Raw genomic sequence first — 15,959 nt, 5'->3', positions numbered from 1 at the left:
GGCCCCCGGATTACGCTTCGCTCCATCCAGGCTACACATCGTGCTCGACGTTGACATCGCGCTCCAACACTTTGAAGAACAGCTCATTTCCAGGATGAGGACGTGACAAAAGACCGTCATTTGCGGCCCCTCGCTGCGACGGATGACCACGTTCGTCTGGCACAGAGGTTGCTTCGATCCACTGCAATCTGGGTCGATCCGATGAGCTTCCGTCCTTTCACGAGCGAGTCCTACGCTCAAGACGACCGCCCCGAAGCCTGGCGGGACGTGCTCGCCGCGGTCGGCCTGCAGCCGGCGGCAGGCCATTGCTTCCTGGATGGGCACGCAACGGCGTCACATCGCCACGCCGCAGGCGTTGCGCTGACGCGCATGGCGGCCGGCGCCCAGACCATCGGTCCGCGTCCGCAGGCCAACGAAGACCTGCCGATTGCGCTGATGCCGGTCGAGGACGGCATGGTGCTCAAGAGCGCCGCCGGCCATCGCATCGTTCCGGTGGGCCATCTCGTGCTGCTGCCGCGGAGCGGGGACTGGAGCATCGTATTCCAGCGCGACATGCGCGCCGTCGTGCTGTCGGTGACCTCGGAGGCGCTGCACGGCCGCCTCTCGGGCAGGCCGCGGCTCGGCGAACCCAGGGTCGTTCCGCCCAGCGGCTTTGCCGATGTCTTCGCGCGCTTGATGGACGCGACCGCGCGCACGCTCGACACGCTGAGCGATGCCGAATGGAATGCGGTCACGCAGTCGCTCGTCGATCTGCTGCTGACACTCGCCCATCAATTGGCGGCTTCGACGTCCGACGCCGGATCGAGCGCGACGCAGTCGGCACTCCTGCACCGGATCTGCCAGACCATCGAACGCCGCCTCGACGATCCCGGACTGGTGCCGGCGCGCGTCGCGCAGGCCGAAGGGATTTCCGAGCGCTATCTGCAAAAGCTGTTCGAGACGGTCGGCGACAACTTTACTCATTACGTTCGCGAGCGGCGGCTGCAGCGCGCCTGGGCCGATCTGTCCAATCCGTCCGAGGCGCATCGCTCAATCTCGGAGATCGCCTACGCCTATGGGTTTGGCGATTCCGCGCATTTCAGCCGCGCCTTCCGCCATCGCTTCGGGCTGCCGCCGCGCGAGTTTCGCCAGCAGGAAGCGGAGCGGGCGACGACCCAGCAGGGGATAGCCGGTCAGCGCGGCTGGCCGCAGGATGCGCTGGCGCAGCTTCGCGTGCACCCGGCGAGCGCCGAGGCGCGCGGCAATCTCGCCCGAACCGACATCGACGAGCCGAGAACGGCCGAACGCAAGCATCATCATCTTCCGATCGAAGCCCACCGTGTTCATTGGGGATATTTCAGTCGCGCGTTACAGCCGCAGCTCGAGATCAATTCGGGTGATACGATCACGATCGAAACGCTAACGCAGCATGCCTCCGATGATCCTGAGCTGATGATCGCGGGCGATACCGCCGCCGAAAGTGTATTCGGTTGGACCAAGGCGAGGAAGAACGTGGATCGCCGCGGCGCGGGTCCGATGGATGCCAGCATATTCGGGCGCGGCGCCGGCGAAGGCTTTGGCGTGCACATCTGCACGGGGCCCGTGTCGGTGAAGGACGCCCAGCCCGGCGACGTGCTGGAAGTCCGGATCCTCGACATCGTACCGCGCACAAGTCGTCATCCGAAACATTCAGGGCGCGTGTTCGGCTCCTCGGTCGCGGCCTGGTGGGGCTATCATTACGACGAATTTCTTTCAGGACCGAAGCCGCGCGAGGTCGTGACGATCTACGAAATCCTGGACGATACCGATGCGCCGCATGCCCGCGCGCTGTATTCCTACCGCTGGGAGCCGCAGACCGACCCGTTTGGCGTGGTGCACGCCACCTACGACTATCCCGGCGTTCCGGTCTTGCCCGGCACCGTGAAGCGCCGCCACGCCGTGCTCGACGGCATCCGCATTCCCTTGCGCCCGCATTTCGGCGTGATCGCGGTGGCGCCGCGCGAGGTCGATTTCATCGACTCCGTGCCGCCGTCCTATTTCGGCGGCAATCTCGACAATTGGCGCTTGGGGAAGGGGGCGACCGTCTATCTTCCGGTCTCCGTTCCCGGCGCATTGTTATCGGTCGGCGATCCCCATGCCACGCAAGGCGACGGCGAATTGAGCGGCACCGCGATTGAATGCTCGATGACCGGAACCTTCGAGGTGATCCTGCACAAGAAGGCCGACCTCTCCGGCCAACCCTTCGCCGATCTCTCTTATCCCCTGATCGAAACCGAATCTGATTGGGTCCTGACCGGATTCAGCCATCCCAACTACCTCGCCGAGTTCGGCGCTCAGGGCCAGAGCGAGGTTTACGCAAAGTCCTCGCTCGATCTCGCCATGAAAGATGCGTTTCGCAAGATGCGACGCTTCCTGATGAACGTGAAGGGGTTGAGCGAGGACGAGGCGATCGCGCTGATGTCGGCCGCCGTCGACTTCGGCGTCACGCAGGTGGTCGACGGCAATTGGGGCGTGCACGCGATCATCAGCAAGCGCCTGTTTCTGGACGCGCCTTAAACCGAAGGATACTCCAGTGAAATTCCACATGATCAGCGGCGGACCCAAGCCGGTCGCGCCCTTCAGCCACGCGGTGGAGACCGACGGTTTTGTCTTTGTCACCGGCCAGATGCCGGACACGCCGCAAATCCCGGGCGTGCTGCCGGAGGGCATCGTGGCGCAGACGAGGGCGGTGATGGAGAATTTGAAGGTGGTGTTGGCGGGCCTCGATCTCGGTTTCGAGCACGTCGTGATGACACGCATCTATCTCACGCGTTTCAAGGAAGACTACACCGCGATGAACGAGACATATCGCGCGTTCTTTCCGCCCGACCGCCTGCCGGCCCGCACCTGCGTCGGTGTCACCGGGCTTGCCTACGACGCGCTGATCGAGATCGACCTGGTCTGCCGCCGGCCGTGAGGAGATGATCCGTAGCCCGGATGGAGCGAAGCGCAATCCGGGATTCGTTTAACGGATACAGGGTGCCGGATTACGCTTCGCTCCCTCCGGGCTACAAGCCCTTGCGTTGCCCGACGGGCAAAACACCCAAACGACGGGTCAATCCGCTCGCGCGAAAAGATTCTACTTTACCGAAATTCGACTTTGGCGTATTCAGTCGCCACCTCATCCCTGTCAGCGGGGCGTATCGCGATCGTCACGAACGCGGGGTGAGCTGCGGTGGACGCTAGTCACATCGGCGCGAAGGGCTTTGCAGGGCGGGCAACCGTGAGCGAAGGCGTCGCGCACACGACCGGTGCTATTAGCGTACGGCAAAACCGTGTCGTCCTGACGCCCGGGGTCTGTGCGTCAAGTCTTGTGGTGATGTCGCTGCCCGACCGGGCACGCAGCATCAGCCATCCGCAAGGCGACGGGGGCAATAGTGCATCGCTCCCCGGGGAGAGCTCGGCATAAGCCGTCAAACCACTGCGCAGGGAAGGCCGTGTGTTGGGCTTCACCTGTATGCCGCTGTGCAGCCTCTTGTAGCGCAACCTTCGCACAGTGGACCGTGGGTGCCAGCCGGCACCCGGTCTTCCCTGCGCCCTCTGACGAGGAGGGTGTACGAAACAAAGCAAAGCTCGGGCGAGCCAAGCCGCGAGGGCGCGAAGCTGTGTCTGCGACAAGAATCATATTCGCGCGGTGCCGGGCGCCCGCCCCGGAGACAACAAACCCCGCGATCTATGAATGCCGGTTCATTGCTGCGGAGAATTCGAATCGATAAGAATTGCTCGCTGCGCGTCTCGCGTCGTGCAGAGAGCCGGAGGCGGATCGATCGCGTCTTGCACCTTTCGATTGCGCCTCCGACGAATCCTTCGAGGCAACGCCATTGGTTGCCGCGGCGCCTGCGCCGATCGACGTCAGGCACCGAAAGCCCGTTTCGATCGGGGGAATTTCATATGAAGTATTTTCTGTCTGCACTGATCGCGGTCGGTCTATCGATTGCCGCCGCGCCGTCGTACGCGACTGACGCCCGCAACGTCACTGTCGTCAACGAGACCGGCTATGCCATCAAATTCCTGGGCTTCAACGCCCCGGACGATGGCATGGACGAATGGGACAACGAGCTGGACAAGGTTTTGCAGAACCAGGCGAGCACCTATGTCGAGTTCGACGATGACGACGAAGGATGCGTCTGGAACGTCCGCGTTGACTGGCAGAACTATGACGAGACCGTGCTCTGGAAGAACGTCAACCTCTGCAAGTTCACGGCACTCCGGCTGCGCTACGATTCCGGCACCAAGACCACTTCGTTCGTCGCCGAGTAACTTGACCTGAGGCCGGGCGGAGGAGGGGCCGCGTGCCCTTCCTCGCCGCAATGTGCCACATAGCGAATTCGTCCTTTGCAAGCGCAAGCGGCTTTGTTATACGCAGCCGCGCGCGAACGACAGGTTCGCCCTTTTCCTCGGTAGCTCAGCGGTAGAGCATCCGACTGTTAATCGGATGGTCGCTGGTTCGAATCCAGCCCGGGGAGCCAAATTCCGCTTCATTTTCAGCAACTTGCGCCCAGACTCTGATCTGGCGTGCGATCTCGTTGCAGCAGATCCTCAACTAGATGTGTACCGCGGCGAGCCCGCATCCTCCGCGGTGACGCCAAAACGACTCAATTGAAATCGAGCTTCCAGAGGCCGGTCCTTTATGGAGCTGATTCCCATGCGAGACATCCAGGTCGACCGTTTCCCGCTGGCCCCCTCCATTCTGCCGGCGGACATCCCCGAACTCAGCGACGACGAATGCCTCGCTTGTCTGGCGCGGGCGGTCGAGACCCACGATTCGGCACGGCTGGACGAAGTCGCCGCATTGATCGGCCGCCTCGCGGTCACGATCGAATAGGCGGCTCACCCTCGACGTTGCGAGTTGCGGAAGGGCCCGGTTTGCGGGCCAAAGCCATGTTGCGTTTTCGCAGGGCCTGTTCCAAAGATGCCGCCAACTTTCGTCCGCGGCATCGTCCGCCTTGCAGGGTCCGCAAATGTCCGTTTTCTCGACGGCGCGCCTAAAAATGGTCGATGGCCAGGTGCGCACCAGTGACGTCACCGACCGTCGTGTTCTCGACGCCATGCTCACGGTTCCGCGCGAGGCTTTCGTGCCCGCCAGCCGGCAGGCATTGGCGTATCTCGACCTCGATCTCGACGTCAGCGAGGGAGGCGCCAAGCGGTTCCTGATCAAGCCGCAGCTGACCGGCAAGCTGCTCCAGGCCGCCGAGATCGGCGAGGATGACGACGTGCTGGTCGTCGGCTGCGCCACGGGCTATCTCGCTGCGCTGACCGCCAAGCTCGCGCGCAAAGTCATCGCGACGGAATGCGATTCGGGCCTGGCGGCAAAGGCCAACGACGCCTTCGCCGCCCTCGGGTTGGCCAACGTGGCCTGCAAGGCCGCGGCCTGCACCGAGGGTGATGCCGCCGCAGGTCCCTATGATGTGATCGTCCTCAACGGCGCCACCGAGGTGACCCCGGCAGGGCTGCTCGGGCAGCTCAAGGAGGGGGGGCGCCTGGTGGGGGTCTCGGCCGAATCCAGGCCGCCGCGAGCCATGATCGTGACCCATACCCACGGCGAATTCGGCCATCGGGCGCTGTTCGATGCCGCAGCCCCGGTCCTTCCGGGGCTGGAACGGGCCGCCGCCTTCGTCTTCTGACGGCTTTGGCCCGTTAAAATCCCGTTCTGAATCAGAAGTGTGGCCGGGATGCTGCACGTGAAGAGTTTCCACCGAGAACACCCCTCAGGTAGTTCCGTCGCGCTTGACCGCGTCCTATGTTGCGGCGGGGCAACGACTCCACTCGTAGACGGTAACCCAGCTCGCGGGCACGAGCCGGGCGTTAGAATGAACGGAATTTTTGGATGCATGGGGTGAAGCTCTTCACCGGAGCAGCGGTTTCGGTCCTGCTGCTGGCGCTTGCCGCGCCGACGCCTGCCTTGGCGGATACGATCGAGGCTGCGCTGGTGCGCGCTTATCAGAACAATCCGCAGCTCAACGCGCAGCGCGCCCAGGTGCGCTCGACTGACGAGAACGTGCCGCAAGCGCTGTCGGGCTATCGCCCCAAGGTCGGGATCAATCTCAGCACCGGCTATCAATATCAGGATATTCAGCAGACGCAGAAGGCTGTGCCGATCCATAGCGACCCGCCCCTTCAGCCCAATAGCGCCAGCCTGACCATCAACCAGACGCTCTATAACGGCAATCAGACCGCCAACAGGACGCGCGTGGCGGAAAGCCAGGTCTCGGGATCCCGCGAGGCGTTGCGTGTGCTCGAGCAGACGGTCCTGCTGCAGGCTGCGACCAGCTACATGGATTATCTTCGTGACTCCGCCACACTCGAAGTTCAGCGCAGCAATGTGCGCGTCCTCGAACAGACGCTCAAGCAAACGCGCGATCGGTTCAATGTCGGCGAGGTGACGCGCACGGACGTGGCGCAATCCGAAGCGCAGCTCGCGGCAGGCAGGACCCAGGCCCTGACGGCCGAATCGAATCTCACGACGACGCGTGCCAATTTCCGCCGGATCATCGGCAACGAGCCGACGAACCTTGCGCCGGGCTCGCCGGTCGATCGTTTCCTGCCCGGGACGCTCGCCTCCGCCGTCGGTCTCAGCCTGGTGGAGAACCCCAACGTCACGGCATCGATGTTCGGCATCGACGTCAATTATCTCCAGGTCAAGATCAACGAAGGCGCGCTGCTGCCGACCCTCACGGTTCAGGCTGGCATCACCCAGTCGTACCAGCAGACCCTGACGGTCTTCCGAACGACGACCGCTTCCGCCATCGCGACCGCCTCGGTGCCGATCTATCAGGGCGGCGCTGAATATGCGCTGATCCGCCAATCGAAAGAGAACTTGGCGCAGCAGCGCCTGAATCTTGAAACCACACGCGATCAGACCCGCGCCAACGTCGTGCAGGCCTGGGGCCAGTTGGAAGCCGGCAAGGCGCAGGTGCAGTCTGCGCAGGCGCAGGTTACGGCCTCCGAGATCGCGCTGAACGGTGTGCGCGAGGAAGCCAAGGCCGGCCAGCGCACCACGCTGGACGTGCTCAACGCGCAGCAGGCGCTGGTCAACGCGCGCGTGGCGCTCGTCACTGCCCAGCATGACCGCGTGGTGGCGTCCTATTCGGTGCTCAACGCGGTCGGTCGTCTCGCGCCGCAAGTCCTCGGCCTCAACACCACTGTCTACGATCCCAGCGTGCACTACCATCAGGTCCGCGACAGCTGGGCCGGCGTACGCACGCCAGACGGACGCTAGAGTCCCGTAATCATCCGGTCGGCCTCGCAAATAGCCGAAGCCGACCGGTGCTTTGCTTGCAATCAGCAAAATCCCTGACATAGCCTTGCCAAGAAGGATGCGGGTCGATTCGCTCTGCATCCGATGCCGTGTGCGTAAAGCATGAGTGCCGAGGGCAGGGGCGCACCGCTGCACGTTGAGCTGTCATCTGGGGACAAGTCGGGCTGCCGTGACGAAAATGTCGGGCCACCCATCCGGAACCGGCCAATCCTGTCGTGCTTGGTGTAAAACAACGCATGCGAGGGCGTTGATGATGTGGAGTCGGAGATGACGCAGCCTGCAAAGGTCACAGAACCCTCGATGGAGGAGATTCTGGCCTCGATCCGGCGCATCATTGCCGACGATGAGGCCAAGCCGCCGCCGGCGGATGCCGCTAAGCCCGAGAAAGCTGCCGCCCCCGCCGCGTCACCGAAGCCGCAGGTGATCAACGATATTCCGCCATCCAAGGTCGCGCCGCCCAAACCGGCCGCCGAAAAGCCGGCACCGGCTCCGGCCGCAAAGCCGGCAGCGCCGCCGGCCGCCGCACCCGAGGTGGATGCATCCAACAATCAGGACGATATCGACGCGCTGCTGGCGGGGCTCGACGCAGCCACGCCCGCGCCGGAAATCCGTGCTCCCGAGCCGGAGCCCGAACCTGAGCCCGACGTGCTGGAATTGACCGACGATATGGCGCTGGCGATGGAGCCGACGCCGCCTCCGCCGCCGCCGAGCTTCCGCAAGGTCGAGCCGCGCGACGATCTCGAATTCGCCGAATCGCCGGCGCCGCGTCCGACGCCGGCATCCTATGCGCCCGTCGACTTCGATGCGCCGCCGCTGCCGCCCCAACAGCCGATGCTGGCGCAATCGACGGTCTCCGCGGTCGAATCCGCCTTCAATTCCCTGGCCCACACGGTGCTCAGCAGCAATGCGCGAACTCTGGAGGATCTGGTCAAGGAGATGCTGCGTCCGATGCTGAAATCCTGGCTGGACGACAATTTGCCGGGCCTGGTCGAACGCATCGTGAAGGCCGAAATCGAGCGGGTATCGCGCGGCGGCAGGTAGATCGGGCCGCAGAGCCCTCATAAAGCCCTGCTTGTGGGTAATATTCTGTTTCCCGACCGGACCGGAAAGCCCTGTTGCCGCCTGGCTTTCCGTTGACTTGTCCGTTGACTTGGACCCCGTGCGCGGCTTTCTAACAGCGCCATGATCGAGAAAAATTACCAGCCCGCCGATATCGAAGCCCGCATGTCCGTCGTGTGGGAGGACAGCCTTGCCTTCAAGGCCGGCCGCCCAGACCGCCGCGACGCTGTGCCCTTTACCATCGTGATCCCGCCGCCGAACGTGACGGGCTCGCTGCACATGGGCCACGCCCTCAACAACACGCTCCAGGACATCCTGTGCCGGTTCGAGCGCATGCGCGGTCGCGACGTGCTGTGGCAGCCCGGCACCGACCATGCCGGCATCGCCACCCAGATGGTGGTGGAGCGGCAGCTGATGGAGCGCCAGCAGCCCAGCCGTCGCGAGATGGGCCGCGAGAAGTTTCTGGAGCGGGTCTGGCAGTGGAAGGCCGAGAGCGGCGACACCATCATCAACCAACTCAAGCGGCTCGGCGCCTCCTGCGACTGGTCGCGCGAACGCTTCACCATGGACGAGGGCCTGTCCAAGGCCGTGGTCAAGGTGTTCGTCGAGCTGCACCGCGACGGCCTGATCTACAAGGACAAGCGGCTGGTGAACTGGGACACCAAGCTGCTCACCGCGATCTCCGATCTCGAAGTGCAGCAGACCGAGGTCAAGGGTAGCCTCTGGTACCTGCGCTATCCGATCGAGGGCAAGATCTTCAGCCCCGAGGATCCCTCGAGCTTCATCGTCGTTGCCACCACGCGCCCGGAGACCATGCTCGGCGATACCGGGGTGGCCGTGCATCCCGACGACGAGCGCTATCAGAAGCTGGTCGGCAAGAACGTGATCCTGCCGCTGGTCGGCCGCAAGATCCAGATCGTCGCCGACGATTATTCCGATCCGGAGAAGGGCTCGGGCGCGGTCAAGGTGACGCCGGCGCACGACTTCAACGATTTCGAGGTCGGCAATCGCCACGGCCTCGCCCGAATCAGCGTCATCGACAAGGAAGGTTGCCTCGATCTCCTCGACAACGAGGATTATCTGCGCGACCTGCCGGAAGGTGCCTCGCAGTTCGCCGAGGAGTTCAACAAGCTCGATCGCTTTGCAGCGCGCAAGCGCATCGTCGAGCGACTGGAATCGTTCGGTTTCGTCGAGCGGATCGAACCTCACACCCACATGGTGCCGCATGGCGACCGCTCCGGCACGGTGATCGAGCCCTATCTGACCGACCAATGGTATGTCGACGCCAAGACGCTGGCGAAGCCCGCGATGGCCGCCGTGCGTTCGGGCGAAACCACCTTCGTGCCAAAGAACTGGGAAAAAACCTATTTCGAGTGGATGGAGAACATCCAGCCCTGGTGCATCTCGCGCCAGCTCTGGTGGGGCCACCAGATCCCGGCCTGGTACGGTCCTGATGGCAAGGTGTTCGTCGCCGAGACCGAGGAGGAGGCCGTCAGCCACGCCCTCGGCTATTACGTCGAGCAGGAAGTCATCACGGTCGAGCAGGGCCGCGAGATGGCGCTCGACCGCAACAAGCGGGACGGCTTCATCACGCGCGACGAGGACGTGCTCGACACCTGGTTCTCCTCGGCGCTGTGGCCATTCTCGACCCTCGGCTGGCCCGCAGACGCGCCGGAAGTGCAGCGCTACTACCCGACCAACGCACTGGTGACGGGCTTCGACATCATCTTCTTCTGGGTCGCCCGCATGATGATGATGGGGCTGCACTTCATGAAGGAGGTGCCGTTCTCGACGATCTACATCCACGCCCTCGTCCGCGACGAGAAGGGCGCCAAGATGTCGAAGTCGAAGGGCAACGTCATCGATCCGCTCAGCCTGATCGACCAATATGGTGCGGACGCGCTGCGCTTCACGCTGGCCGCGATGGCCGCGCAGGGGCGCGACATCAAGCTCGCCACCAGCCGTGTCGAGGGCTATCGCAATTTCGCGACCAAGCTCTGGAATGCGTCGCGCTTTGCGGAGATGAACCATTGCGCCGTGCCCGAAGGCTTCGAGCCGGCGAAGGTCAAAGAGACGCTGAACCGCTGGATCGCACATGAGAGTGCGCACACCACGCGCGAGGTGACCGAGGCGATCGAGGCCTATCGCTTCAATGACGCCGCCGGCAGCATCTACCGCTTCGTGTGGAACGTCTATTGCGACTGGTATCTCGAGCTCGCAAAACCCGTGCTACTCGGCCCCGACAGCCCTGCCAAGGCCGAGACCCGCGCCATGGTGGCATGGGCGCGCGACGAGATCCTGAAACTGCTGCACCCCTTCATGCCCTTCATCACCGAGGAGCTGTGGGAGGTGACGGCCAAGCGCGACGGTCTGCTCGCGCTGGCACCGTGGCCGCTGAAGCCGGCCGGGCCGACGCCGGAGCAGCTTGCGATGCTCGCGGCGACGACGGGGCCGACCGACGCGCTCGTCTCGCCGGTTTGGGTGCTGCCGATCTTCGACCATGCCGACTTCACCGATCCCGCGGCCGAGGCCGAGATCGGCTGGGTCATTGACCTTGTCACGCAGATCCGTTCGGTGCGCGCCGAGATGAACATCCCGCCGGCGACCCTCACGGCGCTGGTGCTCGCAGGCGCCTCGGCCGAGACGAAGGAGCGCGCGCCGCGCTGGAGCGACGTCATCAAGCGCATGGCGCGGCTGTCGGACATCTCCTTCGCCGACCGTGCGCCCGACGGCGCGGTCCAGCTCCTGGTGCGCGGCGAGGTGGCCGCGCTGCCGCTGAAGGGCGTGATTGACGTCGTCGCCGAGCGCACGCGTCTGGACAAGGAGATCGGGAAGGCCGACGCCGACATCAAGCGTGCCGAGTCCAAACTGGCCAACGAGAAATTCGTGGCCAACGCGGCCGAGGAGGTCGTCGAGGAGGAGCGCGAGAAGCGCGAGGCCGCGCTCGCCCGCAAGGCCAAGCTGCTCGAGGCGCTGGAGCGGCTCAAGCAGGCGTCGTAAGCTTATTTCGGAAACGGCTTGCTGAGGAATTTCGAGCCCCTGACACCATAGCGCCAGGGCAGCTCGACCGCCTTGGTGATGCCGATCCGGATGCCGGCCGCCACCTCGAAGTCCTCCGTCCGCGCATGCAGCGCGATCGGCGGACGGTCGAGCGGCAAGGCATTGTGCGCGATGGTGATGCCGAGCGCTTCGGTCAGCTTGCCCGGGCCCGAGCACAACGTGTGCAAATCCTGGAGATGGCGGCGCCGCCGCATCGCGGCGATTCCGTGGGTCGGCTCCAGCGCGCGGATCAGCACGGCGCTGGCCGAGCCTTCTTCCTCGCAGACGAAGTTCACACACCAGTGGATGCCGTAGGAGCGGTAGACATAGGCAAAGCCGGGCGGGCCGAACATCACCTGGTTCCGCGGCGTCGGGCCATTGTAGGAGTGCGCCGCCGGCTCGGTATGATGATAGGCCTCGACCTCGACGATGATCCCGCCAACGCCGTTGACCAGCATGGTCGCACCGATCAGATCGGGCGCGACCTCGTGGACGCTGCGCGCGAAAAAGGTAGGCTTCAGGGCTTTGCCGAGCCGAGGAGTAGAGGTCTTCGAGACTGGAGCCATTCGAGGTGAGAATCGCCAGAGAACAGAGCAGGATATTGCCCATATCTGCCATGTTCCCTGAAGCGGTGCGAGCCGGGTTGCGATGCCCGGCCAGACCGACTAGGTAGGACTTGGTCAGACCGGACACCCCATGGTCGTTATCGTCGATACCATCTCGAACCCGCTGCGCCCACGTCACCCCGAAAAGGTGAACCGGCCCGATTCCGCTTCGCCGCCGAAGCCGGACTGGATCCGCGTACGCGCGCCCAACACCCGCGGCTATGCCGACACGCGCAACATCGTGCGCGCCAACGGCCTGCATACGGTGTGCGAGGAGGCGGGCTGCCCGAATATCGGCGAGTGCTGGGACAAGAAGCACGCGACCTTCATGATCATGGGCGACACCTGCACCCGCGCCTGTGCCTTCTGCAACGTCAAGACCGGCATGCCGAATGCACTTGACGCGGCCGAGCCGCAGAACGTCGGCGAGGCTGTGGCCAAGCTCGGCCTTGCCCATGTCGTCATCACCTCCGTGGACCGCGACGATCTCACTGACGGCGGCGCCGAGCATTTCGCCCAGACCATCCGCGCGATCCGCGCCGCGTGCCCCTCGACCACGATCGAGATCCTGACGCCCGACTTCCTGCGCAAGGAGGGGGCGCTGGAGGTCGTCGTCGCGGCGAAGCCCGACGTGTTCAACCACAATCTCGAGACCGTGCCGTCGTGCTATCTCACGGTGCGGCCGGGCGCGCGCTATTTCCATTCGATCCGGCTGTTGCAGCGGGTCAAGGAGCTCGATCCCACCATCTTCACCAAGTCCGGCATCATGGTCGGCCTCGGCGAGGAGCGCCACGAGGTGCAGCAGGTGATGGACGATCTGCGTTCCGCCGACGTCGATTTCCTGACCATCGGGCAATATCTCCAGCCGACCCGCAAGCATCACGCCGTGATGCGCTACGTGCCGCCGGACGAGTTTTCGTCCTACGAGAAGGTCGCCTACACCAAGGGTTTCCTGATGGTGTCTGCGACCCCGCTCACCCGTTCGTCGCATCATGCCGGCGAGGATTTTGCGAAACTGAAGGCCGCGCGGGCAGCAAGCGCCCGCTGAATCGCCATGCCCAATTTTTCGAGCAAGCGTCGTGTCGATCACAGCGCGTCCGAGATGTTTGATCTGGTCGCTGACGTCGAGCGCTACCCGGAATTCGTGCCGCTGTGCAGTGCGCTGAAGGTCCGTCAGCGCATGGCGAAACCCGACGGCACCGAGGTGCTGGTCGCGGACATGACGGTGTCGTTCAAGCTGGTCAGGGAATCCTTCACCAGCCGCGTGACGCTCGACCGCGCCAATTTGAAGATCCTGGTCGAATATCTGCAAGGTCCCTTCAGCAATCTGGAAAACCGTTGGACGTTCGAGCCCAAAGGCGAGAGCGTTTGCGATGTCGGCTTCTTCCTTGCCTACGAGTTCAAGAGCCGCATGCTGGCGCTCCTGATGGGCTCGATGTTCGACGCCGCGTTCGCGCGATTTTCCATCGCCTTCGAGAAGCGGGCGGATGCGATCTACGGACGGCGGAAGCTGGTGTCGTCGTAGTGGTTGCGGACGGGCACGCTCTCTCCTCCTTCATTGCGAAGAGCCCTTGCGACGAAGCAATCCAGAATCCCTCTGCGGAGAGACTCTGGATTGCTTCGCTGCGCTCGCAATGACGATGGGGAAGGCAGGCGTGCCAAAATTTCAATCCACCGCCTTCACGACATCCGGCGGCTGCGAGGCATAATACGCAGCGGCCTGCTCGATCTCCAGCGGCGTCATCGCACGGGCAATGTTGCGCATCTCTCGCCGTTGGTCTGGCATTACAGGGCCCACTCTCCAACATCGCCGCCGGCGTCATGCTGCTGCTGTTTCGACCCTTCCACATCGGCAATGACGTCGAGGTCACCTGCATGGCGGGAAAGGTCAAGTCTCTACGGGCTGGTGTGGGGCGCAGCCATCGTCGATCACAGCGCGATCAAGCAGTGCGTGCTCGATCACGTGAGTGCTTAACTCGCGGCTGCGTGAGGGATCTCACCCCCGCGGTCAGCGCGGCGGCCTGCGCTTCACCGCGTGCCGGCGCGGTGATCGTGTCACGCGCGGGCGCAGGCGGGTTACTGCGGCGGCACGTTTCGGCTTGGCCGTAACTTGCGGGCCGCGGGCGAGATCCATCAGCATGCGCAGCGCCTCGACCACGGAGCGCTGACGCACGGCGGTGCGGCCGATGGCGCCAAAGCGATGCTCGCGATGGACGATGCGTCCGTCGCGCGCGGCGGCGGCGAAATGCACGAGGCCAACCGGCTTGCCGGGCGTGGCGCCGCCGGGGCCGGCAATGCCGGTGATAGCGACTGCAAGATCGACGCCGGCACGCTCCAGCGCGCCGACCGCCATGGCTGTTGCCGTCTCCCTGCTGACGGCGCCGAAATTGGTGAGCGTGCTTACCTCGACGCCGAGCATCGCGCGCTTGGCGTCGTTGGAATAGGTGACGAAGCCGCGATCGATGACGTCGGAAGAGCCGGGGATGTCGGTCAGCGCACCGGCAACCAGGCCGCCGGTGCAGGATTCCGCGGTCGCGATCGTCAGCTTGCGCATCCGGCACAAATCGAGCAGCGAGCGGGAGAGGGCGCGTGCGTCGCTGCCGGCCATGGCCTAGACACTCCAGGGCAGACGGATGGTGGCGCTCGCGGTGGCCGCGATGCCTTCCTCGCGGCCGGTGAAGCCGAGCCGCTCGCTGGTGGTCGCCTTGACCGCGACGCGGGAGATGTCGACGCCGGAAATCTCGGCGATGCGCGCGCGCATGGTCTCGCGCAAAGGGCCGATCTTCGGCCGCTCGCAGATCATGGTCACCTCGAGATTGGCGATGCGGCCGCCGCGCTGGGTGACGCGCTCGATGGCGTATTGCAAAAACTGGTCGGAGGAGGCGCCTTTCCACTTCGCGTCGCTGGGCGGAAAGTGCGATCCGATGTCGCCGTCAGCGAGCGCGCCCAGGATGGCGTCGACCAGCGCATGCAGGCCGACATCGCCGTCGGAATGGGCCAGGAAGCCTTTGGTGTGCGGCACGCGCACGCCGCATATCATGAGATGGTCGCCCTCGCCGAAGGCGTGGACGTCGTAGCCCGTGCCGGTCCTGATGTCGCCGAGCAGGCTTGCCAGCCGCGCTTCCTCGCGCACGAAATCCTCGGGAGTGGTGAGCTTCATATTGGCAACATCGCCTTCAAAGGTTGCAACCGTCAATCCCGCCCATTCGGCAATCGCGGCATCGTCGGTGAAATCGCTGCGCCTGTCCTTGGCCGCGCGACGATGCGCTTCGAGGATGACGTCGAAACGAAAGGATTGCGGCGTCTGCGCAATTCGCAACCGCGCCCGGTCCGGCGTGTCCTCGACATTGTCATTCTCGCCGGTGATCTTGATGGTGTCGGTGACGGGAACGACGGGGATCGCCGCGCCGGTGCGGCTGGCCGCATCGATCGCGCGGGTGATCACGCCTTCCGAAACGAAGGGTCGCGCGGCGTCGTGGATCAGGACGATGTCGGGCTTGTGCCTGGCGAGCGCTTCGAGACCGGCGAGCACCGAGGCCTGCCGGGTCGCGCCGCCATTGACCGGCGCCTCGTGGCCGAGCCCTGCGACCGCCGCCGTGAACATGGCGCTGTCGTCCGGGTTCACGACGGGCTGAACTGCGAACACGTCCGCATGACGGCTGAAGGCCTCCATGGCGCGATAGATCACCGGCACGCCGCCGATCTCGCGATATTGCTTGGGGCCACCGGCGCCTGCGCGCAGGCCGCGTCCGGCAGCGACGAGGACGACTGCGGTGCGCTGTGATTTCGCCATAGGACTCAAATACTCATTTGGTGATGAAGAGAGTCGGGGGTGGGGTGATCGCCGCATGCCTCTAGCACGGCAGGCCCGCAATAAAAGGGGGTTTCCCCGGATTGTGGGAAACAGCATTTTGCTGCACTGCACTTGAAAGATTTGCAGAACTGTCTAAACTGTAGGCATGACGCTTGACTGCACAAGA

Annotated in this window: 14 protein-coding genes, 1 tRNA gene and 1 pseudogene; 12 read left to right on the top strand and 4 right to left on the bottom strand. The window is 64.3% G+C overall.

All coding sequences use genetic code 11. The features are described 5' to 3' along the window. The first annotated feature begins 201 nt into the window (after positions 1 to 201). From IVB07_RS19945 to IVB07_RS19905, 9 genes are all read left to right on the top strand, one after another. Complete coding sequence (locus tag IVB07_RS19945) at positions 202 to 2,535, top strand: acetamidase/formamidase family protein (RefSeq protein ID WP_018457810.1); 2,334 nt, start codon at positions 202 to 204, stop codon at positions 2,533 to 2,535. 16 nt (positions 2,536 to 2,551) lie between these two features. Then, a complete protein-coding gene (locus tag IVB07_RS19940; protein WP_026233445.1) occupies positions 2,552 to 2,935 on the top strand; it encodes a RidA family protein in 384 nt (127 codons plus the stop codon). Between the two features lie 974 nt (positions 2,936 to 3,909). Beyond that, complete coding sequence (locus tag IVB07_RS19935) at positions 3,910 to 4,278, top strand: hypothetical protein (RefSeq protein WP_018457812.1); 369 nt, start codon at positions 3,910 to 3,912, stop codon at positions 4,276 to 4,278. A 134-nt stretch (positions 4,279 to 4,412) separates the two neighbouring features. Further along, a tRNA-Asn gene (locus IVB07_RS19930) sits at positions 4,413 to 4,487 on the top strand. A gap of 176 nt (positions 4,488 to 4,663) precedes the next feature. Next, a complete protein-coding gene (locus tag IVB07_RS19925; RefSeq protein WP_026233446.1) occupies positions 4,664 to 4,843 on the top strand; it encodes a hypothetical protein in 180 nt (59 codons plus the stop codon). A gap of 136 nt (positions 4,844 to 4,979) precedes the next feature. After that, positions 4,980 to 5,642 carry a protein-L-isoaspartate O-methyltransferase gene (locus IVB07_RS19920; RefSeq protein ID WP_018457814.1) on the top strand — a complete coding sequence of 221 codons (663 nt, stop codon included), beginning with the start codon at positions 4,980 to 4,982 and terminating at the stop codon, positions 5,640 to 5,642. 203 nt (positions 5,643 to 5,845) lie between these two features. Further along, positions 5,846 to 7,237, top strand: a complete 1,392-nt coding sequence (locus tag IVB07_RS19915; RefSeq protein ID WP_018457815.1) for a TolC family outer membrane protein — start codon at positions 5,846 to 5,848, stop codon at positions 7,235 to 7,237. Positions 7,238 to 7,543: 306 nt separating this feature from the next. Next, entirely contained in the window at positions 7,544 to 8,317 is a 774-nt protein-coding gene (locus tag IVB07_RS19910; protein ID WP_026233447.1) for a DUF2497 domain-containing protein, read from the top strand. A gap of 141 nt (positions 8,318 to 8,458) precedes the next feature. Further along, a complete protein-coding gene (locus IVB07_RS19905) occupies positions 8,459 to 11,335 on the top strand; it encodes a valine--tRNA ligase (protein ID WP_085349819.1) in 2,877 nt (958 codons plus the stop codon). Positions 11,336 to 11,337: 2 nt separating this feature from the next. On the opposite strand, the gene IVB07_RS19900 is transcribed toward IVB07_RS19905, so the two are convergent. Further along, positions 11,338 to 11,940: a DNA-3-methyladenine glycosylase gene (locus IVB07_RS19900; RefSeq protein WP_018457818.1), complete on the bottom strand. Its 603-nt coding sequence runs from the start codon at positions 11,938 to 11,940 to the stop codon at positions 11,338 to 11,340. A 130-nt stretch (positions 11,941 to 12,070) separates the two neighbouring features. On the opposite strand from IVB07_RS19900, the gene lipA reads away from it, so the two are divergent. Continuing rightward, on the top strand, positions 12,071 to 13,027 hold the full coding sequence (gene lipA / locus IVB07_RS19895; protein WP_018457819.1) for a lipoyl synthase: 957 nt from the start codon (positions 12,071 to 12,073) through the stop codon (positions 13,025 to 13,027). 6 nt (positions 13,028 to 13,033) lie between these two features. Further along, positions 13,034 to 13,504 carry a type II toxin-antitoxin system RatA family toxin gene (locus IVB07_RS19890; protein ID WP_018457820.1) on the top strand — a complete coding sequence of 157 codons (471 nt, stop codon included), beginning with the start codon at positions 13,034 to 13,036 and terminating at the stop codon, positions 13,502 to 13,504. 141 nt (positions 13,505 to 13,645) lie between these two features. Here IVB07_RS19890 and IVB07_RS40680 read toward each other — a convergent pair. Then, positions 13,646 to 13,750, bottom strand: a pseudogene (locus tag IVB07_RS40680) (cytochrome c4); the annotation flags it as partial. Positions 13,751 to 13,758: 8 nt separating this feature from the next. Between IVB07_RS40680 and IVB07_RS19885 the strand changes: the two are divergent. Next, positions 13,759 to 14,088, top strand: a complete 330-nt coding sequence (locus IVB07_RS19885) for a mechanosensitive ion channel domain-containing protein (protein ID WP_346659459.1) — start codon at positions 13,759 to 13,761, stop codon at positions 14,086 to 14,088. On the opposite strand, the gene IVB07_RS19880 is transcribed toward IVB07_RS19885, so the two are convergent. Both IVB07_RS19880 and IVB07_RS19875 read right to left on the bottom strand, forming a co-directional pair. Further along, positions 13,988 to 14,587: a CinA family protein gene (locus IVB07_RS19880; RefSeq protein WP_018457822.1), complete on the bottom strand. Its 600-nt coding sequence runs from the start codon at positions 14,585 to 14,587 to the stop codon at positions 13,988 to 13,990. The genes IVB07_RS19885 and IVB07_RS19880 overlap by 101 nt on opposite strands. A 3-nt stretch (positions 14,588 to 14,590) precedes the next feature. Then, positions 14,591 to 15,772 carry a bifunctional 2-C-methyl-D-erythritol 4-phosphate cytidylyltransferase/2-C-methyl-D-erythritol 2,4-cyclodiphosphate synthase gene (locus tag IVB07_RS19875; protein WP_018457823.1) on the bottom strand — a complete coding sequence of 394 codons (1,182 nt, stop codon included), beginning with the start codon at positions 15,770 to 15,772 and terminating at the stop codon, positions 14,591 to 14,593. Between the last annotated feature and the right edge of the window lie 187 nt (positions 15,773 to 15,959).

This window comes from Bradyrhizobium sp. 172 (assembly GCF_023101065.1).
GTDB lineage: Bacteria > Pseudomonadota > Alphaproteobacteria > Rhizobiales > Xanthobacteraceae > Bradyrhizobium > Bradyrhizobium canariense_D.
This window is presented reverse-complemented; position numbering and strand designations above follow the sequence as displayed.